Here is an 18444-nt window from a genome sequence, read left to right as displayed (position 1 = left end):
GCGTCCGAGCGCGCGCACGAGCCGGTGGGCGTGCCCACGTGAGCCGGCGCACATGAGCCTGCGCCCGCGGGTCCGCCCCATCGGCCCGCCCCCGTGCACAGCGCCCGCTCCGCCGAGGCCCGCGCCACGATCGTCGACGGCCACGTCGTGATGCGCGACCGCGAGCCGCTCACCGTCGACGTGCCCGCGACCGCGGCGGAACTGACGGGTCGGCTGACCGCGCTCACCGGCCGCGGTCACGGCAGGCGCATCCAGGACTACGAGAGGCCGCCCGAGTAGACGCGGCGGAAAGTCCCGCCCGACCGATGAGTTCCGCCTCCCCCTCCGGTCCACCCCGACATGACGTACCGCACCGGAGGAGGAACACATGGCGCTTCCGCGGACGCACCACTTCGTGTTCGCCCCGGAGTGGGACGCGGGCTCCCGGGACTGCTCGGCCTTCCTCGACCAGATCGGGCACCTCGCGCATCTGCGCGCGCGGGGCACCGAGTTCGCCGTCGTGTCGCGGGCGCCGTACACGCGCATCCTCCCGTTCAAGGCGCGCATGGGCTGGACGGTGCCCTGGCACTCGTCGTTCGGCAACGCGTTCGATCATGATTTCGGCGTCGTCGAGCGACCGGGCGTGAGCTGTTTCCTGCGGGAGCGCGAGCGGGTCTTCCACACGTACTCGGCGTACGGGCGCGGCCTGGAGGGGCTCGGCTCCACGGCCGGACTGCTGGCCCTCACGGCACTGGGAGCAGTGGGCGACGAGCGGATCCGCTTCCACGACGAGTGCGACGAGTACGAGGAGTAACTATTAGCGCAAGATTCGGCACGTAGCGTCACCGGAATGTGTGGTTTCTGAGAGGTACCTCACGATCCACCGTTGACCTCGTGTCAACTACGTCTCAGTACCGTCACTTCCCGAGCCGTTCACCCCGTGGTTGGCGTTTAAATCTACAAGCTGCCCGGCCGCGGATCACCGGCCACGGGCACGGCGCGACATGGAGGTGCAGCATGAACGGGAGAACGGTGCTGGGGCGCTTTCCCGCCGGCGGGCCGCGTGGCTCGTGGCCGGCGGAGGAACTGGCGCACGCGGCCCGCCTCGACGGGCTGCAGGCGGAGGTCGTGATGGACATCGCGACCGACATGTTCCTGGTCATCGTGCGCGGCGCCGACACCGCCGTGACCGCGTCGGCCTGACCTCACCCCGGCTCCGGCGAGGCAGCCTTCGCCGAGGAGGCCCCGGTCGGCGCCGGCTCGGGAGCCGTGGCCGGCGCCGTCGTGGGGACCCGCGCGGGCGCCGGCACCTTCGCCGCGAACTGCTCCGCCTGCAACGAGTACAGCTCCGCGTACACCCCGCCCGTGGCCAGCAGCTCCTCCGGGGTGCCGGATTCCACGAGACGGCCCTGGTCGAGGACGTGCACGAGGTCGGCGTGGCGCACCGACGCCAGCCGGTGCGTGATCAGGACGACCGTCTGACCGGTGCCCGCCAGGGCGCGGATCTTCTCGAAGACCTCCAGCTCGGCGCGGGCGTCCAGGGCCGCCGTCGGCTCGTCGACGATCAGGATGCGCCCGCGCCGGTACGCGGCCCGTGCGATCCCGAGTCGCTGCCACTGCCCGCCCGACAGTTCGTGCCCGCCGCTGAACCCCCTGCCCAGCAACGTGTCCAGGCCGCGCGGCAGATCCTCCAGCACGTCCTGTGCCCCGGCCTCGGCGACGGCCGCGGCGAGCCGCTCCTCGGTCAGCGGCGCCGAGGGGCGTCCGATCGCCAGATTGACGCGGGCCGTGAACGGCCACCGCTTGAAGTCCTGCGCGACCATCGCGATGCGCTCGGCGAGCCGGCGCCGGTCGGCGCCCGCCGCGTCCACGCCGTCCCACATGATCTTGCCCTGGTCGGGGGCGTACAGCCCGGCGAGCAGCTTGACCAGGGTGGTCTTGCCCGAGCCGTTCTCCCCGACGAGCGCCACGATCTTGCCCAGCGGCACGGTCAGGGTGACATCGCTCAGCGCGGGCCGGGCGGCCTTGCCCGGGTAGGTGAAGGTCACGTTCTCCAGCCGGATCTCCCGCGGGTCCTCGGGCAGCGCGTCACCGCCCTCCGGGATCGCGCGCTTGGCGGCCTCCACGTACAGGCGCTGCATGTCGCCCACGAAGAGGGCCTCCTCGTGCAGGGAGTTCACCTCCAGCACCAGGGTGTCGAGGCTGGCGGAGCCGGTGCGGATCGCGATGACGGCCGTCCCGGCCACGGACAGGGCCATCGCGCCGGCGAGCAGCAGACCGCCCAGCGTCGCGTACGTCGCCACGGTGGCCAGCCCGGTCCACAGCGCCGCGTACAGGCCCGTACGGGCCGCCAGCCGGGCCAGGCGGGCCTGTTCCGCCTCGGCCGTCTCCGACATGGAGCGGAAGTGACGCAGCAGGAACGGGCCGACACCGTGCACCCGGATCTCCGGCGCGGCCTCCGGCTCGATCAGCAGGGAGCCGATCAGATAACCCGCGCGCGCGTGCTGCACCCAGGCGTGGAAGGACGTGTACCGGCGACGGGCGATCGTCAGCGCGCTCCAGGCGCTCGGCAGCGTCATCGTGACGAGCAGCGGCAGCAGGGCCGGGTGCAGCACGGTCAGCACACCGGCCGCCGCGATCAGCGAGATCAACGCGTTCACCACGTGCGCCGAGTAGCTGATCATCCGGCGGGCGGACTGGGCGCCGTACTTCGCGGTGTCCAGCAGCTTGTGGAAGCCGTCGTCCTCGATCGCGGACAGCTCCACGGCCGCCGCCCGCTCCAGATACAGCTCGGTCGCGACGCGCTCCACCTTCGGCTCCAGCCGGCCCGTGGCGTACGTCGACGCGGCCCGCAGCAGGGTCGAGACCAGCATCACGGCGGCGATGGCGACGAGCGCGGGGGCGGCGCCCCGGAGGCGCTGCTCGACCGTACCGTCCGCGATCAGCCGGGCCAGGATCGAGTTCATCGCGAGCAGGCTCACCGCCTGGGCGAGACCGCGGCCCGTCTCGGACGCCAGCACGGTCCGGGCCGCCCAGCGGTCCGCCTGCCAGGCCAGCCGGAAACTCGACGCGAGCAGTGACGGCAGCCGTCGCACCATCGCGCGGAAGTTCAGCTCCAGAAACGCGTTCGCATGCTGCGACCAGCCCATGTCGTACCGCAGCGGCCCCCCGAACAGCAGCAGCTCCGACTCCGAGGTCTCCGGCTTGTCCCCGTCACGCGCCTTGCCCACCCACGGCCTCCCCCGAGTCGTCGCCGACAGGCCACTATCCCGGCGCACCCCGCCCCCGACCAGGGCGCACGACGACCGGACCCTCGTCCGCCCGGAGCACGCCGGGGCGCGAAGAGGCAGGGAGGAGTACGTCGCGAGGCGGGTGAAGGGGCCGCACACCGCTCGGGTGGTGGAGGCGGCAGGGGTTGCTGGGGACGCGGTAGGCAGCAGAGGGCGCGGAGGCCGCGGAAGACGCGGTAGGCAGCGGAGGACGCGGAGGCAGCGGAGGACGCGGAGGCAGTGCGCGCCGCGGAGGCAACAGAGGGCCGCGGAGTCCTACGCGGTCATCGTCCGGGACCAGGACGGTGTGGTCCCCGTGACCCGGCACAGCGCCAGGTACAGCGGTATCGGCGGGGTGTAGGCGATGGCCCCCTCCGGCCGGAGGATCAGCGCGGGCACGTCCGCACCGTCGGCGACCAGCGCGCCGGTGGTGTAGCGCACCGGGGCGGGCCACTCCAGCGCGTAGTCGGAGTCGGCGGGCACGATCCACCACCAGTGCGCCCTGTCGGCGTAGACGCACCCCACACGGGGCAGGCGGGGCAGGACCAGCGGCCCGAAGCGGGCCGGTACGGTCACCGCGTCGCAGCCCATGGGCGCGGTCATGCCCTCGGGCAGGGGGACGGGGCGGGGCGTCGCGGCGGGGCGCTGGGCGCGGCGCAGACGGGTCAGGGTGTCGAGGCTCACCACGCGAGCCACTCTGCCCCCACCGGGGGGCCGAGCGGGACCGATCGACGCGCTCACACCCATTCGGCCCCCGACCAGCGTCCGACTTCGGGCCGGACCTCGACTTCCCGACGACTCTCCGTACCCGGGCGACCCCCGGCCACCGCGAGGCCGGCGATGCCCCTGCGGACCTCGGTTCCTCCACGGGTCTCGCCACTCCGGCGGGTCGCGGTGTCCCTGCGGGCTCCGGCACCACCGCCGAGACCGTCGGCGCCCGTGAGGCGGAAGGCCTCCGGCTCGGCCTCCCGGCCCTCCGGCGGCGGCTTCTTCGCGCCCCAGCCCAGATCGGACCGGGCCGCCGTGTCCGCGGCCGGGGTCAGGCTCGTGACGGTCACCGCGCTCGCGCCCAGGTCGGGGCAGACCGTGTCGGCGAGGAGCCCGCGCGGCACGTCCGCCCACACCAGGAGCCCCAGACCGACCGGCTGCGCCCCCCAGGAACGACAGAGCGACTCTATGAGGAGCAGCCCTCTGCCGTGTTCCTCCTCCGGCCGCTGCGGCGAGGGGTGCGGTTCACCGGGCGCACAGCCCTCGTCCCGTACCACTATGCGCACCAGCTCGTCGCCGTCCAGCAGCTCGCAGACGATCTGGGTGCTCGCGGTGTGCACGATCGCGTTGGTCACCAGCTCGGACACGACCAGGGCGGCCGTGTCGCAGGTGTCCTCGCAGACGGCCCAGCCGGTGAGCTGGGTACGGGTCACACGCCGGGCCTGGGCCACGGCACCCGGGTGCGCGGCCAGCTCGAATCGAAACCGGCGCTCGGCGATTGTCTCGGGGCGCGCCCCGGCGGCCGGACCGGGACCGACACGGTCTCCGGCGGCGTCTGTTCCTAACGGCGCAGGGGGCGGAATCACGCTTGCCACTATCGCCCCGCCGTGAACACTTGGCAAGTGTCACTCTGAAAATTGCAGAGTGCCGTATGACTCTCTGAACGGTCATGGCACACTGCACGCAACAGCACGTGTAGCGGCGCCAGTTGGAAATCCCTCGCACAACGTTCTTAAGCACGCACAGTGTTCGTTTGCGTACACGGCCACACGCGGCGCGCAAGGCCCGAAACAGCGCCGCCCGGCTGCCGCAACCCGACAGGCCGGGAATCGACGCAGGTCAGCGCAGAGTCAGAGAAGAGAGGGGCGAGATGAGCGAGCCGCGGTCCGCGCCGACGGTCGGCCAGGTCGTGCTGGGCCGGCGGCTGCTGGACCTGCGCGAGCGTGCGGGCATCCGGCGCGAGGAGGCCGGACGCATCCTGCACGTCGCCGCCGCCACCGTCCGCCGCATGGAGACCGCCGAGGTCGCCCTCAAAATCCCCTACCTCCAGCTCCTGTTGAAGGCGTACGGGGTCGGCGACGAAGAGGCCGAGACCTTCGTCCGGCTCGCCGAGGACGCCAACAAGCCCGGCTGGTGGCAGCGCTACCACGACATCCTGCCGGGCTGGTTCTCCATGTACGTCAGCCTGGAGGGCGCGGCCGGCCTGATCCGCGGCTACGACCCCCACTTCGTCCCCGGCCTGCTGCAGACCGAGGACTACGCGCGCGGCGTCATGACCTCCGGCGCCATCGGCCAGACCAAGCCCGAGGACATCGAGCGCCATGTCGCCTTGCGCATGCAACGGCAGGAACTGCTCACCCGTGAGGACGCGCCCCGGCTGTGGTGCGTGATGGACGAGACCGTCCTGCGCCGCCCCGTCGGAGGACCGGCGGTCATGCGCGCCCAGATCGACCGACTGCTGGACGCCATGGAGCTGACCCATGTCACGCTCCAGGTCGCCCCCTTCGCCACAGGACCGCACCCCGGCACCTACGGGCCGTTCGTCCTGTTCCGTTTCGCCATGCCCGAACTTCCGGACATGGTCTACAGCGAGTACCTGACCGGCGCCGTCTATCTGGACGACCGCTCCGAGGTGGCGACCCACCTCGAGGTCATGGACCGCATGGCGGCGCAGGCCGCCACGGCACAACGCACGAAGGAGATCCTCAGGGATCTCCGCAAGGAGCTCTGAAGACACCGAATGGAACTCGTCAAGTCGCAGTCGCGCACGCGCAAGCAGCCGCACACACGCGTCTACAACGGCATGCCCGCCCGGGAACTCGGCAGCGAGGGCTGGCACAAGCCCTGGAGCGGAGGCAACGGCGGCAACTGCCTGGAGGCCATGAAGCTCGCCGACGGCCGCATCGCCGTACGGCAGTCCACCGACCCCGACGGACCGGCACTGATCTACACACCCGACGAGATGAACGCCTTCATCCAGGGCGCCAAGGCGGGGGTGGCCGACTTCCTCCTGTCCTGAGGCCTGTTGCGCCCTCCCTGTTGTTCAGCCGCTTTCCCTATGTTGGCCTTGAGTTGATCACCTGCCGCCGCACGTTCCCATGGAGTTCGTCATGAACGGGAGTCCCCCCGTCGAGATCGACACGAGCAGACCCCACCCCGCGCGCATGTACGACTGGTACCTCGGCGGCAAGGACAACTACCCCGTCGACGAGGCCATGGGCAGGCAGATGCTGGCCCTCGATCCCCGGGTGCCGGTGATGGCACAGGTCAACCGCGCCTTCATGCACCGCTCCACACGCTGGCTCACGGAGAACGGCGTACGGCAGTTCCTCGACATCGGCACCGGCATCCCCACCGAGCCGAACCTGCACCAGATCGCCCAGCGCGTCGCCCCCGACGCGCACGTCGTCTACTGCGACAACGATCCCATCGTGCTGGCCCACGCGGCCGCCCTGCTGCGCGGTACGCCCGAGGGGCGCACCGAGTATCTGCAGGCCGACGTGCGCGACCCGCACGCCGTCGTCGAAGGCGCCAGGAAGATCCTGGACTTCGACCGGCCCGTGGCGCTCTCGCTGATCGCGCTGCTGCACTTCGTCTCCGACGAGGACGGCGCGCACGCCCTGGTCCAGCGGCTGATGTCCGAACTGCCCTCCGGCAGCTACCTCGTCATCTCGCACGCCACCGCCGACTTCACCCCCGAGGAGTCCAGGGCCGCGACCGAGAAGCTCAAGGCCGCGGGCGTCACCCTGGCCCTGCGCTCCCGCGAGGAGTTCACCCGCTTCTTCGACGGCCTCGAACTGGTCGACCCCGGCGTCGAGGTGCCCCAGCACTGGCACCCCGAACTCGGCGAACCCGTCCCCGGACAGGACGACGGGATCATCCCGGGATACGGGGCGGTGGCGCGCAAGCCGTAGGGCTTCGCGGACGGTCACGCACGAGCGCGGCGCGAGCCTCCCGGCACGCGCCGCGCACGCATGTCGTCGCGGCGCACGTATGCGGTCGCGGCGCACGTATGCGGTCGCGCGCGGGGGCGCGCTCGGGTGTGAGGGCGCACTCGGGTGCGGGGGAGCGGATCACCCGGAGGGCAGCACCCCTCACCCGGGCGGCAGCACCCCGCACAGCGCCTCGACCGCCGCGCCGTACGCGTGCTCCGGGGGCGTCGCGTACCCCACGACGAGCCCGTCCGGCGCGTCCCCCACGGCCTCCGGATGCCGGAACTCCGCCAGACCGTCGAGCGCGACGCCCCGCCAGACCGCCGCCTTCACCGCGGAGCGCTCGCTACCGGGCGGCAACCGCAGCACAGCATGCAGTCCGGCGGCGATCCCGGTGACCTCGACATGCGGCGCGTGCGCGGCGAGGGCCGCGACGAGGCGGTCCCGCCGCGCCCGGTACCGCTGCCGCATACGCCGCACATGACGGTCGTACGCCCCGGAGACCACGAAGTCCGCGAGCGCCAGCTGCTCCGGCACACTCGCCCACGCCTCCCGCTCGCCCTTGGCCTCCAGCACGGCGCCCACGTACCGCTCCGGCAGCACCATCCACCCCAGCCGCAACGCCGGCGACAAACTCTTGCTCACCGAACCGATGTGCACGACCCGTTCGGGATCCAGACCCTGCAGGGCCCCGACGGGCTTACGGTCGTAGCGGAACTCCCCGTCGTAGTCGTCCTCCAGAATCAGCCCCCCACGCGCGCGTGCCCAGTCCACGACAGCGGCCCGCCGGACGGGATGCAGCGGACCGCCGGTGGGGAACTGATGCGCCGGCGTGAGCAGCACGGCCCGCTCCCGGCCCAGCCCGTCCACCCGGGCACCGTCCTCGTCGAGCGGCAACGGAACCGTCCGTACGGAGGCCGCCGACAGCAGCTCACGATGGAAACCCAGCCCGTACGACTCCACGGCCAGCGGCCCCCGCAGCACCCGGCCGTGGAAGAGCAGCCGCAGCGCGTGCGCGAAGCCGGAGCAGATCACGATCCGCGAGGGCTCGGCCCGCACGCCCCGCGCGCGTGCCAGGTACTCGGTGAGCGCCTCCCTCAGCTCGATCCGGCCGGCCGGATCACCGGGCCCGAACACCTCGTTGGGCGCCTGCGCCAGCGCCCTGCGATACGACGCCGACCAGGCCGTCCTCGGAAACGCCGACGCGTCAGGCGTGCCCTGCCGCAGATCGTGCCGAGGCCCACGCACGCGTGGATGTGCCTCCCGGGACCTGCGCGCGGGGACGTCCAACGGCTCGGCCCGCTCGGCGACCCGCGTCCCCGACCCCTGCCGCGCCGTCAGCCAACCCTCCGCGACCAACTCCGCGTACGCGTCGGCGACCGTGTTCCGGGCGATCCCCAGGTCGGCGGCGAGCGAGCGGTACGGGGGCAGCCGGGTCCCGGGAGGGAGCCGCCCACCGCGCACCGCTTCCCGCAACGCCCCGATCAGCGCCGCCCGCCGCCCACCCCGACCGGACAGTTCGAGATGCAGATCGGCTCCGATCCGCTCCGCGGAATTGACCCACGAATCCACCATGAGAATGCACCCTATGGCAGGTCTTTCTCTGTCATAGATTCATGGTCATGACGACGAACACGGTGCAGAACGCTACGGACACGGTGCAGAACTCGACGGGCGCGACGGACGCGACACACGCGACGGGCGCGACGGGCGCGGTGAACACGCCCCGCCTCGATTTCGCGAAGTCCGCCCGGAACGTCTTCCGGGCCCTCATCGGCTTCGACGCGGCGGCTCGCGAGGGCCTCGACCCGACCCTGGTGGAACTGATCCAGATCCGCGCCTCCCACCTCAACCACTGCGCCTACTGCCTCCACATGCACACCAACGACGCCCGCAAGGCCGGCGAGAGCGAGGACCGGCTGCACATGATCCCGGTCTGGCGGGAGGCCCGGCACTTCTTCACCCCCCGCGAACAGGCCGCGCTGGCCCTCACCGAAGCGGTCACGCTCGTCGCCGACGCCGGCGTCCCCGACGACGTCTACGCGGAAGCCGCGACCCACTTCGACGACACCGAACTGGCTCACGTCCTCGCCCTGATCTTCGCCATCAACACGTGGAACCGCATCGCCCTCTCCACCGCCAAGCGAGCCGGCACGGACACCCGCTGACCCACCCGGGTCCGCCCCCGGCAGGTCACCCCGCCAGGTCACCCCGCCAGGTCACTGCGCCGGGTCACCGCGCCAGGTCACGCCGACGACGCCGACGCGGCATGGCGACGCGGCCTGGCGACGTGGCCTGGCGACGTGGCCTGGCGACGTGGCCTGGCCATGCGGCCCGGCGCTGCGATGCCGCCCCCGGCCGGTCACGCCGTCATGGGCCGGTCGTACGGTCCGATCGGTGCCGGCAGGCGTCCCGTGCCGGTCAGTCGCCGGTCGACCGCGGCGGCCACCGCGCGGCCCTCGGCGATCGCCCAGACGACGAGGGACTGCCCGCGCGCGGCGTCCCCAGCGGCATACACACCGGGCACCGTGGTCGCGAAGTCCGGTCCCCGCGTGATCGTCCCACGCGGATCAAGCGCCAGCCCGAGCTGCTCGACGAGCCCGTCGTGACGGTCCGGCCCGGAGAACCCGAGGGCCAGCAGGACCAGATCGACGGGCAGCGACCGCCCGGTTCCGGGCCGGACCTGCCGCCGTCCATCGACCTCGACCAGGTGCAGGGCCCGTACATGCCCCGCCCCGTCTCCGGTGAAGCGGAGCGTGGACGCCGCGAAGAGCCGCGCGTCCGCGTCCGCCGCCGGCGCCGACCGAAGCTCGCGCGCCTCCTCGTGCGCCGCCGAGAGCCGGTAGACCTTCGGATACGTCGGCCACGGATCGAGGTCCTCGTCACGCTCCGCCTCCGGCAGCGGATAGATGTCCAGCTGCGTCACGGACGCGGCCCCTTCCCGCACCGCCGTCCCCAGACAGTCCGCCCCCGTGTCACCACCTCCGACGATCACCACATGCTTCCCGGCCGCGGACAGCGGCGACACCTCCAGGTCCCCCTCGCACACCCGGTCGGCCAGCGGCAGGTACTCCATCGCCTGATGAATCCCACTCAACTCCCGTCCAGGTACGTCCAGTTCGCGCCAGGCCGTGGCCCCCGTGGCGATCACCACCGCGTCGTACCGGGCCCGTAGCTCGGCCGCGCCGACGTCCCTCCCCACGGCGGTCGACGTACGGAACTTCGTTCCCTCCGCCCGCATCTGCTCCAGCCGCCGGTCCAGATGCCGCTTCTCCATCTTGAACGCCGGGATCCCGTACCGCAGCAACCCCCCGATCCGGTCGGCCCGTTCGTACACGGCTACCGTGTGCCCGGCCCGCGTCAGCTGCTGTGCCGCCGCCAGCCCGGTGGGCCCGGAGCCGACGACGGCGACCGTCCTCCCGGACAGCCGGTCCGGTGGGCGCGGGGGTGTGAAACCGTCCTCCCAGGCCCGGTCCGCGATGGCGACCTCCACGTTCTTGATGGTCACCGCGGGCTGGTTGATCGCCAGCACGCACCCCGCCTCGCAGGGCGCGGGACACAGCCGTCCGGTGAACTCGGGGAAGTTGTTCGTGGCGTGCAGCCGGTCGCTCGCCGCCCGCCAGTCCTCCCGCGACACGAGGTCGTTCCACTCGGGGATCAGATTGCCCAGCGGACAGGCGTCGTGGCAGAAGGGGACCCCGCAGTCCATGCACCGGTCGGCCTGTCTGCTGACGATCGGGAGGAGCGCCCCCGGGACATACACCTCGTCCCAGTCCCGCACCCGCTCCTCCACGGGCCGACGGCGCCACTCCTCGCGCGGCGTGGTCAGAAAACCTTTGGGATCGGCCATGGCCGTCTCCCTCACGTATGGCGTACGCGGACGGACACGGCCGCACAGGGCCGTACTCCGGCGGACTGGATCGGCATGAGAGGCATGAGAGGTACGAGAGGTACGAGAGGTACGAGAGGTACGAGAGGTACGAGAGGTGCGAGAGGCATGAGAAACACGAGGGGCTGAGGGGCATGAGGACGGGGGCGCGAAGCGCGAGGCTGTACGCCGTCGGGCGGCTCTCTTCCCGCCACGATACGACGCGCCCGCCGCCCCCGCCTCAGGCCAGCGGGAGCAGATACGACAGGGCGGCCGCGGCCGACGCGACAGCCCGGACGGTGTTCCAGGCCGTCCACCGGCCCACGTACTCACGCCAGTACGTGGCGGCCTCCGCCGTACCCGCGTCCAGCTTGGCGAGCGTCTCGTTGCGCGGCACGTTCGCCACCATCGTGACCCCGAAAGAACCGAACAGATACAGCGCACTGCCCAGCAGCAGTTCCACCCTGCCCTCGTCCGGCCACAACACGAACGTCACGACGGCCAGCACCGCACACAACACCGCCGTACCCACGAACACGAGCATGAACGCCGGCGTCAACGCGCTCACGTTGATCGCCTGCATCGCCGCCACACCCTGCGCGGGCGGCAACGACGCCAGCCCCTTCATCACGAACGTCGAGAACCCGCAGAACACGCCCGCCACGATCGCCGTCCCGAGCAGCCCCAGCACCGTCAGCACGAAGTACGGCCCATCGATCATGTCCGCTCCCACCTCGATCCCCGAATCCCCAAGATCCTGCCCCGCACCCACCGTCACCACAAGTGAACAGCTGTACAGCCAGGGTCACCCTCGCGCCCGTACGCCGGCCCATGCGCGAGCGTCCGGGCTTTCGAACCTGACGTACCCCTTTGGGGGGCCTCCCCCCCCCACCCCCCTCCCCTCACCCCACCCCCCGCCACTCCCGCAGTCTCGCCTCCACCGCCCCCGCGATCCGTCGTCTCGCCTCGTGCCGGGGCACGCCGGTCATCAGCAATCGGTCGTACGGCGTGTCCACGTGCCGGACGGACGCGATGACGGCGGAGGTCACCGCGACCTGCGTCAGCGCGCGTCCGGCCGCGCTGCGGCCCACGCGGCCGCTGCCGCGCAACGACGCGTGGGCGGCGATCTCCCGGGCCCGCTCGGCCGGGCACGCGGGGAACAGCCGTCGTACCTCCGCCGCGAACGCGTCCGTGAAACGGACGTCCTCCACCGCCCGCCGCCGTGCGTCCCGCAGTCGGCGTCGGCGTCGCGCCTCGGCGTCCGCCAGGCATCGCTCCTCCGCGCGGACCAGCGCCGCCTCCTCCACCAGGACACCCTGCCGCTCGTGACGACTTCGGCGCCGGTTGAACCGTACGACCACCGCCGACAGCGCACTCTCCTCCCGGGCGCGCCGCGTGAGCGCGGTGTCGCCCCGGGGCAGGAACACCAGGTGCCCGAGATCCGCGCAGTCCAGGCAGCGCGGCGCTCCCTCCTCCAGCACCAACAGCGCCACCGGACCGCTCCGGCACTCGGCGCAGTGCTTCTTCCTGAGCGCCTGCACGACGACAAGCCCGGTACGGGGCGGGGGAGTAGCGAGCGCTGCCATACGCGGTACTTTCCCGCTGGTGGCCGTGTGGTCACGTCGTCGTCGCACCGGCGTCCCGACCGGCGCCGGCGCGGTAGGCCGCGCGCGGCATCATGGGCCGTGTGCGATTCGAAGCGATCACCTGGGAACGGCTCGGCGACCTCCTCGCCGACCGCATCGCCGACCTGAAGCCGGACGACGGATCGCCCTGGCCTCGCATCGCCTTCGACGGTGCCCCGACCGCCCGCCCGGGAGACCTGGCCGACCGGGTGGCGGAGGCGCTGCGCATGCGCGGCCGGCCCTCGCTCGTCGTGGGCACCGAGGGGTTCCTCCGGCCCGCGTCGCTCCGGTTCGAGTACGGCCACGAGGACGTGGAGGCGTACTACGACGGCTGGTTCGACACCGCCGCCCTGTGGCGCGAGGTCTTCGGCCCCCTCGACCCCGGCGGCACGGGCCGGATCCTGCCCGACCTCTGGGACCCCACCACCGACCGCGCGACCCGCAGCCCCTACGTCCAACTCCCACCCGGTGCGCTTCTGTTGACGCACGGCCCCCTCCTCCTCAAGCACTGGTTCCCCTTCGACCTGACGGTCCATGTCCTCCTCTCCCCGGGCGCCCTGCGCCGCCGCACCCCTGAGGGCGAGCACTGGACCCTCCCTGCCTTCGAGCGCTACGAGGCCGAGACGGACCCGGCCGCCACCGCCGACGTCCTGGTGCGCGCCGACGACCCCCGACACCCGGCCTGGAACGGCTGACAGACACGCAGCGAACTCCGGAAGCTCCGCCACGTCCGGCGGTCCGGTGGGTCCCATGCGCCGGCCTTGCCCTCGGAGTGGTGGGCACCGCGTGAGCATCCGGCTCGTCGGCGGGCCCTTGGGGGCGTACCGTCCACTTCGCCGTCCGGGGTCACATCCGCATCCCACGAGGGCGGCGCGGGCCCGCCCGAGTACGCCCCCGAGTGCGCTTCACTCCGATCGCGGCAAGAATGTAGGGCGCCGGGACTAGCGGTGTGTCCTGCGCCGCGCCGGCCGTCCGGCACCGGGAGGTACTACATGACCACCGCCGGAGACATCATGCACCGCGGAGCCCAGTGGATCCCCGCCCACGAGACCCTGGACCGCGCCGCGCAGCTGATGCGCCAGCTGAACGTCGGGGCACTCCCCATCAGCGACCAGAACGAACGGCTCTGCGGCATCCTCACCGACCGCGACATCGTCGTCGGCTGTGTCGCCCTGGGCCATGACCCGTCGACGATCACGGCGGGCGAGATGGCCAGGGGAACCCCGCGCTGGATCGACGCGAACGCGGACATCGGTGAGGTACTGGAGGAGATGAAGGGGCACCAGATCCGCCGTCTCCCGGTGATCGAGAACAAGCGGCTCGTCGGCATGATCAGCGAGGCCGACCTGGCCCATCACCTGTCGGACGACCAGATCGCCGCCTGGGTCGAAAGCGTCTATGCCAAGAGCACGACACACTGACCCGACCGACCGACCGACCGACCGACCGACCGACCGACCGACCGACCGACCGACCGACCACACCACTCCGCTCCCGCGCCGTTCCCGTCCCCGTTTCTCCTCCGGGAGTCACAGCCACCCGTTGCGCTTGAAGCCCCGGTAGAGGGTGACGCAGGCGGTGGCTATGACTCCCAGGACGAGCGGGTAGCCGAACCTCCAGTGCAGCTCGGGCATGTGCTCGAAGTTCATGCCGTAGACCCCGCACACCATGGTCGGCACGGCGATCAGCGCCGCCCACGCCGTGATCCGCCGCATGTCCTCGTTCTGCGCGACGCTGACCTGCGCCAGGTGCGCCTGGAGGATCGAGTTGAGCAGTTCGTCGAACGCGGCGATCTGCTCGGTGGCCCGCAGCAGGTGGTCGGAGACGTCCCGGAAATAGGCCTGTATCTCCGGGTCGACCACCCGGATCGGCCGCGAGGTCAGTTCCAGGAGGGGGCGGGCGAGCGGGGCCACCGCCCGCTTGAGTTCGAGCAGTTCGCGCTTGAGCTGGTAGATGCGCCCGGGGTCGACGCGCGCGCCGTTCGCGGCGAACACATCCGTCTCGACCTGGTCGATGTCCGTCTGCACCGAGTCCGTGACGTTCAGATAGTCGTCGACCACGTGGTCCGCGATCGCGTGCAGTACCGCGGCCGGTCCCTTGGACAGCTGCTCCGTGTTCGCCTCCAGCTCCTCGCGCAGTGGACCGAGCGAGCCGTGCCGCCCGTGCCGGACCGTGATCACGAAGTCGGCGCCGACGAACACCATGATCTCGCCGGTGTGCACCACCTCGCTCGTCGCGGTCAGTTCGGCGTGCTCGACGTAGCAGACCGTCTTGAACACCGCGAACAGCGTGTCGCCGTAACGCTCCAGCTTGGGGCGCTGATGGGCCTCGACCGCGTCCTCGACCGCCAGCGGGTGAAGGTCGAAGAGTTCGGCGATGCCGGCGAACTCCCGCTGTGTCGGCTCGTGCAGCCCCAGCCAGACGAAGCCGTGGTCGTGCTTGCGGACCTGCTTGACGGCCTCGACGACATCGCGGCCACCGGGGGAGCGGACGCCCTTGTGGTACGTCACGCAGTTCACCACCGAGGTGCCCAGCGGGGAGCGGGCCGGATGGCTGAGGTCGACGCGGGGACGCCGTCGGGACAGCCGTGCCATCCTGCGGAGACCACCGACCTTGTCGAGGCCGGTGACCTTCCGCAGATTCCCTGCCATGGACATCTGGTTCTCCTTGCGTGAATCCCCTCGCACCGCACTCCGTGCCTTGTCGCGCCAGTTTGCCAGGGCCGAACGAGTGCCGGGTAAGCCTGTGGGAACGGAATGTTCCACTTCACTTGTAGAGGTAGACGTCCTTGCCGACGCCGGCCGTTCCTGATCCAGCTGCCCCGATCCAACCACCCGGATCCAGCCGTCCCGATCCGGTCCGTTCGGTCCGTTCGGTCCGATCCCGTCCGTTCCGTCGCCGTCCTCGCCGTCCGATCGCCGTCCGTTCCGTCGCCGTCCTCGCCGTCCGATCGCCGTCCGTTCCGTCGCCGTCCTCGCCGTCCGATCGCCGTCCTATCGCCGTCAAGGGGACGGACCTCGCGGACCGCTGGAGAGTCGCCGTGAGTGATAAGTCGGGCAAATGGGATGATCGCGGCATGATGCGAACCGACGGGTATCTCCTCGACCACCGGCAGGCCGAGACGGGCCAGGGCCCCGACGCCTTCGCCACCCTCTTCGACCCCACGACGTTCCGGCACATGGAAAGCTTCGGACTGGGTTCGGGCTGGCGCTGCTGGGAGGTCGGCGCGGGCGGCACCACCGTGGTCTCCTGGCTGGCCAAGAAGGTCGGACCGACCGGCAAGGTCATCGCGACCGACACCGACATCTCCTGGGCCGTCCCCTCGGTCACCCGCCCGCCGGTCGAGGCCCTCGTCCACCACCTGGGCGTCGACCAGCCGCCCGGCGACGGCTTCGACCTCGTCCACGCCCGCCTCGCCCTGGCCCACGCGCCGGACCGCGAACGGGCGCTGCTGTCGATGATCAAGGCTCTGCGTCCTGGTGGACGGCTCCTGATCGAGGACGCCGACCCCGCTCTCCAACCCCTGGCCTGTCTGGAGGAAACCGGCCCCGAGCACCAGCTGGCCAACAGGCTCCATGAGGCCGTCCGCGCCCTGCTCGCCGAACGTGGAATCGATCCGGCACACGGCCGGCGACTCCCGCGACTGCTGCGCGCGGCGGGTCTGCGCGGTGTGGAGGCCGACGCGTACTTCCCCGTGGCCTCACCCGCCTGCGCGGCGCTGGAGTCGACGACCATCAGCGGGCTCCGTGCGGCACTCGTCGAGGCGAACCTCGCCACGGAGGAGGAGATCGACCGGCATCTGGCCGACATCGCCGCCGGTGCCATGGACATCGCCGCCCCGCCGCTCATCTCGGCGTGGGGCCGAAAGGCATAGTGCGCGTGCTCGTGCTCCGCCCCGCACGGGCATGCGGGGGCGCAACCGCCCGACCTACGCCGCGCGAGACCCTCAGCCCACCCCCGGCGGCCGTCCCCCCACCTTCTGCACCGCCCGCGCCCCCGCCCCGCACCCCTCGATCGCCGCGACCTCGGCCTCGGCGCCCGCGAGCAGCGCGGCCAGGAATGCCCCGGTGAAGGCGTCGCCGGCGCCGGTGGTGTCGCGCGGCGTGGCCGGAGCCGCCGGAATCCGTGCCGCGACACTGCCCCCGCGGGCGACCAGCGCACCGTCGGCGCCCTGCTTGGCCACGACCAGGGGGACGAGGCGGCTCAACTTGGCCGCCGCGTCGGCCGGATCGGGCAGGCCGGTCAGCAGGCACGCCTCGTCGCGGCTGGGCAGCAACAGGTCGACCCCTTCGACGAGCGAGAGGAAACGGGCCACGCCCAGCCGCCTGAGGAAGCCCGCCGACGCGGGATCGACGCTGACCGGCACGCCACGCGCGCGTGCCGACTCCAGGGCCACGGACACCAGCGCGCGACTCGGCTCCGAGAAGAACAGATAGCCCGACAGATGCAGCCGCGCGACCCCGTCGAGCAGCGACGGTGACCAGTCGTCAGGGTCGAGCCGCAGCGAGGCGCCACTGTCGGTGAGGAACGTGCGCTCGGCCGCCTCACCCGTGTCCACCAGGCAGATCACCGTCCCCGTGGCCGCGTCCTGATCGACGACGAGACGGGGCCGTACTCCCGAAGCCCGCAGCTCCCGCTCGTGCCACGCGGCCCCGTCCGTGCCCACCCGCCCCAGCAGCCGCACGTCGGCACAGCCCCAGTGGGCCGCCCAGCAGGCCACGTTGGCACCCGCCCCGCCCGGCAGCGTCCGGATCGCGGAAGCCGTGTCGGTGCCCGGCGCGAGCGGTCCGCGGTGCCGGGCGACGACATCCGTGACGACGTCCCCCACGACGAGCAACGCCCCGCTCATGTCACGCCCCGGCCCAGGCCGCCGCGATCCGGGACGCGAGCCGTACGTTGCCGCGTACCGCCGCCAGGTTGGCGCGGAGGGAGGCGCCGTCCGTGTGCCGGACCAGATGGCTCAGCAGGAAGGGGGTGACCCCTTGCCCCGTGACGCCCTCCGCCTCGCACGCCCGCAGCGCCTCCGCGAGCACGCGTGCGTGCAGTTCGGGATCGAGCTGCTCCTCCTCCGGTACGGGGTTGGCGACGATCAGCGCCGACTCCGGTCCGTCGAGCGTGTCCTGTGCCCGCATGACGTCCGCGACCTCGTCCGGCGACCGCAGCGTCCACTCCACCGGATGACCGGAGTCGGACAGATAGAACCCGGGGAAGCGCTCCGTGCCGTACCCGGCGACCGCGACACCCAGCGTCTCCAGGCGCTGCAGGGTGGCCGGGACGTCCAGGATCGACTTCACGCCGGCGCACACCACCGTGATCCGGGTGCGGGCGAGAAGGCCCAGGTCGGCGGATTCGTCCTGGGTCGACGTCCACTCCCGGTGCACACCCCCGAGCCCGCCCGTAGCGAACACCCGTACGCCTGCCAGGGCCGCCAGTTGGGCGGTCGCCGACACGGTGGTCGCGCCGCTCGCACCGGAGGCCACCGCGAGGGGCAGGTCCCGGTGTCCCAGCTTGCGGATGCCGTCCTCGTTGGCGACCCGCTCCAACTGGTCCTTGCCGAGGCCGATGTGGGGCCGCCCGTCGAGCACGGCGATCGTCGCGGGTACGGCTCCCTCCTGCCGTACTACCTCCTCCAGTTCCAGTGCCACCTGCAGATTGCGCGGGCGGGGAAGCCCGTGCGCGATGATCGTGGACTCCAGCGCCACCACGGGTCGACGCGCGTCGACCGCTTCCCGCACCTCTTCGGACACCACCAGCACGCGCTCGCCTCCTGTCTGTCGTTCTTC

The 18444-nt window shown here is 71.9% G+C and carries 19 protein-coding genes and 1 pseudogene; 10 read left to right on the top strand and 10 right to left on the bottom strand.

The annotated features are described in order from the left end of the window. Window positions 1–93: 93 nt before the first annotated feature. The 3 genes and pseudogenes from H4687_RS11905 to H4687_RS11895 all read left to right on the top strand — a co-directional run bounded on the left by H4687_RS11905 (window position 94) and on the right by H4687_RS11895 (window position 1182). Window positions 94–279 (top strand): hypothetical protein, encoded by a 186-nt coding sequence (locus H4687_RS11905; RefSeq protein ID WP_046919740.1) that lies wholly within the window; start codon window positions 94–96, stop codon window positions 277–279. A gap of 106 nt (window positions 280–385) precedes the next feature. After that, window positions 386–793 (top strand): annotated as a pseudogene (locus tag H4687_RS11900) (DUF899 family protein); the annotation flags it as partial. Window positions 794–996: 203 nt separating this feature from the next. After that, entirely contained in the window at window positions 997–1182 is a 186-nt protein-coding gene (locus H4687_RS11895; RefSeq protein WP_005478010.1) for a hypothetical protein, read from the top strand. A gap of 2 nt (window positions 1183–1184) precedes the next feature. On the opposite strand, the gene H4687_RS11890 is transcribed toward H4687_RS11895, so the two are convergent. From H4687_RS11890 to H4687_RS11880, 3 genes are all read right to left on the bottom strand, one after another. Further along, window positions 1185–3209, bottom strand: coding sequence for an ABC transporter ATP-binding protein (locus tag H4687_RS11890; protein WP_046919741.1), 2025 nt, complete (start codon window positions 3207–3209; stop codon window positions 1185–1187). Window positions 3210–3524: 315 nt separating this feature from the next. Next, window positions 3525–3995, bottom strand: coding sequence for a hypothetical protein (locus tag H4687_RS11885; RefSeq protein ID WP_046919742.1), 471 nt, complete (start codon window positions 3993–3995; stop codon window positions 3525–3527). Then, window positions 3986–4669 carry an ATP-binding protein gene (locus H4687_RS11880; protein WP_046919749.1) on the bottom strand — a complete coding sequence of 228 codons (684 nt, stop codon included), beginning with the start codon at window positions 4667–4669 and terminating at the stop codon, window positions 3986–3988. Before H4687_RS11880 ends, H4687_RS11885 begins: the two co-directional genes overlap by 10 nt. Before the next feature lie 437 nt (window positions 4670–5106). Between H4687_RS11880 and H4687_RS11875 the strand changes: the two genes are divergently transcribed. The 3 genes from H4687_RS11875 to H4687_RS11865 all read left to right on the top strand — a co-directional run bounded on the left by H4687_RS11875 (window position 5107) and on the right by H4687_RS11865 (window position 7150). Beyond that, entirely contained in the window at window positions 5107–5967 is an 861-nt protein-coding gene (locus H4687_RS11875; RefSeq protein ID WP_046919743.1) for a helix-turn-helix domain-containing protein, read from the top strand. A gap of 9 nt (window positions 5968–5976) precedes the next feature. Then, window positions 5977–6255: a DUF397 domain-containing protein gene (locus tag H4687_RS11870; protein WP_046919744.1), complete on the top strand. Its 279-nt coding sequence runs from the start codon at window positions 5977–5979 to the stop codon at window positions 6253–6255. A gap of 79 nt (window positions 6256–6334) precedes the next feature. Further along, window positions 6335–7150 (top strand): SAM-dependent methyltransferase, encoded by an 816-nt coding sequence (locus tag H4687_RS11865; protein ID WP_078907411.1) that lies wholly within the window; start codon window positions 6335–6337, stop codon window positions 7148–7150. A gap of 180 nt (window positions 7151–7330) precedes the next feature. Here H4687_RS11865 and pdxR read toward each other — a convergent pair whose 3' ends face one another. Further along, the gene (pdxR, locus tag H4687_RS11860; protein ID WP_046919745.1) at window positions 7331–8743 is read right to left on the bottom strand and encodes a MocR-like pyridoxine biosynthesis transcription factor PdxR; all 1413 of its coding nucleotides are present in this window, start codon (window positions 8741–8743) and stop codon (window positions 7331–7333) included. Between the two features lie 41 nt (window positions 8744–8784). Between pdxR and H4687_RS11855 the strand changes: the two genes are divergently transcribed. Further along, the gene (locus H4687_RS11855) at window positions 8785–9336 is read left to right on the top strand and encodes a carboxymuconolactone decarboxylase family protein (RefSeq protein ID WP_046919746.1); all 552 of its coding nucleotides are present in this window, start codon (window positions 8785–8787) and stop codon (window positions 9334–9336) included. Window positions 9337–9530: 194 nt separating this feature from the next. On the opposite strand, the gene H4687_RS11850 is transcribed toward H4687_RS11855, so the two are convergent. From H4687_RS11850 to H4687_RS11840, 3 genes are all read right to left on the bottom strand, one after another. After that, on the bottom strand, window positions 9531–11018 hold the full coding sequence (locus tag H4687_RS11850) for a glutamate synthase subunit beta (RefSeq protein ID WP_046919747.1): 1488 nt from the start codon (window positions 11016–11018) through the stop codon (window positions 9531–9533). Window positions 11019–11277: 259 nt separating this feature from the next. Continuing rightward, complete coding sequence (locus tag H4687_RS11845) at window positions 11278–11757, bottom strand: anthrone oxygenase family protein (RefSeq protein ID WP_050399032.1); 480 nt, start codon at window positions 11755–11757, stop codon at window positions 11278–11280. 181 nt (window positions 11758–11938) lie between these two features. Then, window positions 11939–12622: a DUF2293 domain-containing protein gene (locus H4687_RS11840; RefSeq protein WP_078907410.1), complete on the bottom strand. Its 684-nt coding sequence runs from the start codon at window positions 12620–12622 to the stop codon at window positions 11939–11941. A gap of 92 nt (window positions 12623–12714) precedes the next feature. Here H4687_RS11840 and H4687_RS11835 point away from each other — a divergent pair, with 92 nt between their 5' ends. After that, window positions 12715–13356: a nucleoside/nucleotide kinase family protein gene (locus H4687_RS11835; protein ID WP_050399028.1), complete on the top strand. Its 642-nt coding sequence runs from the start codon at window positions 12715–12717 to the stop codon at window positions 13354–13356. A 297-nt stretch (window positions 13357–13653) separates the two neighbouring features. Beyond that, window positions 13654–14082 (top strand): CBS domain-containing protein, encoded by a 429-nt coding sequence (locus tag H4687_RS11830; RefSeq protein WP_046918197.1) that lies wholly within the window; start codon window positions 13654–13656, stop codon window positions 14080–14082. A 108-nt stretch (window positions 14083–14190) separates the two neighbouring features. Here H4687_RS11830 and H4687_RS11825 read toward each other — a convergent pair whose 3' ends face one another. Beyond that, window positions 14191–15318: a magnesium and cobalt transport protein CorA gene (locus H4687_RS11825; RefSeq protein WP_046918196.1), complete on the bottom strand. Its 1128-nt coding sequence runs from the start codon at window positions 15316–15318 to the stop codon at window positions 14191–14193. 419 nt (window positions 15319–15737) lie between these two features. On the opposite strand from H4687_RS11825, the gene H4687_RS11820 reads away from it, so the two are divergent. Further along, on the top strand, window positions 15738–16535 hold the full coding sequence (locus tag H4687_RS11820; RefSeq protein ID WP_050399026.1) for a methyltransferase domain-containing protein: 798 nt from the start codon (window positions 15738–15740) through the stop codon (window positions 16533–16535). A gap of 72 nt (window positions 16536–16607) precedes the next feature. On the opposite strand, the gene H4687_RS11815 is transcribed toward H4687_RS11820, so the two are convergent. Both H4687_RS11815 and H4687_RS11810 read right to left on the bottom strand, forming a co-directional pair. Continuing rightward, on the bottom strand, window positions 16608–17510 hold the full coding sequence (locus H4687_RS11815) for a carbohydrate kinase family protein (RefSeq protein WP_050399025.1): 903 nt from the start codon (window positions 17508–17510) through the stop codon (window positions 16608–16610). A 1-nt stretch (window position 17511) separates the two neighbouring features. After that, entirely contained in the window at window positions 17512–18417 is a 906-nt protein-coding gene (locus tag H4687_RS11810; RefSeq protein WP_046917302.1) for a pseudouridine-5'-phosphate glycosidase, read from the bottom strand. Window positions 18418–18444: the final 27 nt, after the last annotated feature.

This window comes from Streptomyces stelliscabiei (genome assembly GCF_014873495.1).
In the GTDB taxonomy this organism is placed as follows: Bacteria; Actinomycetota; Actinomycetes; order Streptomycetales; family Streptomycetaceae; genus Streptomyces; species Streptomyces bottropensis.
This window is presented reverse-complemented; position numbering and strand designations above follow the sequence as displayed.

Coding starts and splice junctions, on each gene's coding strand:
- H4687_RS11895 (WP_005478010.1), top strand. CDS start 997: ATGAACGGGAGAACGGTGCTGGGGCGCTTTCCCGCCGGCGGGCCGCGT.
- H4687_RS11885 (WP_046919742.1), bottom strand. CDS start 3,995: ATGGGTGTGAGCGCGTCGATCGGTCCCGCTCGGCCCCCCGGTGGGGGC.
- H4687_RS11875 (WP_046919743.1), top strand. CDS start 5,107: ATGAGCGAGCCGCGGTCCGCGCCGACGGTCGGCCAGGTCGTGCTGGGC.
- H4687_RS11870 (WP_046919744.1), top strand. CDS start 5,977: ATGGAACTCGTCAAGTCGCAGTCGCGCACGCGCAAGCAGCCGCACACA.
- H4687_RS11865 (WP_078907411.1), top strand. CDS start 6,335: ATGGAGTTCGTCATGAACGGGAGTCCCCCCGTCGAGATCGACACGAGC.
- pdxR (WP_046919745.1), bottom strand. CDS start 8,743: ATGGTGGATTCGTGGGTCAATTCCGCGGAGCGGATCGGAGCCGATCTG.
- H4687_RS11855 (WP_046919746.1), top strand. CDS start 8,785: ATGGTCATGACGACGAACACGGTGCAGAACGCTACGGACACGGTGCAG.
- H4687_RS11850 (WP_046919747.1), bottom strand. CDS start 11,018: ATGGCCGATCCCAAAGGTTTTCTGACCACGCCGCGCGAGGAGTGGCGC.
- H4687_RS11845 (WP_050399032.1), bottom strand. CDS start 11,757: ATGATCGATGGGCCGTACTTCGTGCTGACGGTGCTGGGGCTGCTCGGG.
- H4687_RS11840 (WP_078907410.1), bottom strand. CDS start 12,622: ATGGCAGCGCTCGCTACTCCCCCGCCCCGTACCGGGCTTGTCGTCGTG.
- H4687_RS11835 (WP_050399028.1), top strand. CDS start 12,715: ATGGGCCGTGTGCGATTCGAAGCGATCACCTGGGAACGGCTCGGCGAC.
- H4687_RS11830 (WP_046918197.1), top strand. CDS start 13,654: ATGACCACCGCCGGAGACATCATGCACCGCGGAGCCCAGTGGATCCCC.
- H4687_RS11825 (WP_046918196.1), bottom strand. CDS start 15,318: ATGTCCATGGCAGGGAATCTGCGGAAGGTCACCGGCCTCGACAAGGTC.
- H4687_RS11820 (WP_050399026.1), top strand. CDS start 15,738: ATGATGCGAACCGACGGGTATCTCCTCGACCACCGGCAGGCCGAGACG.
- H4687_RS11815 (WP_050399025.1), bottom strand. CDS start 17,510: ATGAGCGGGGCGTTGCTCGTCGTGGGGGACGTCGTCACGGATGTCGTC.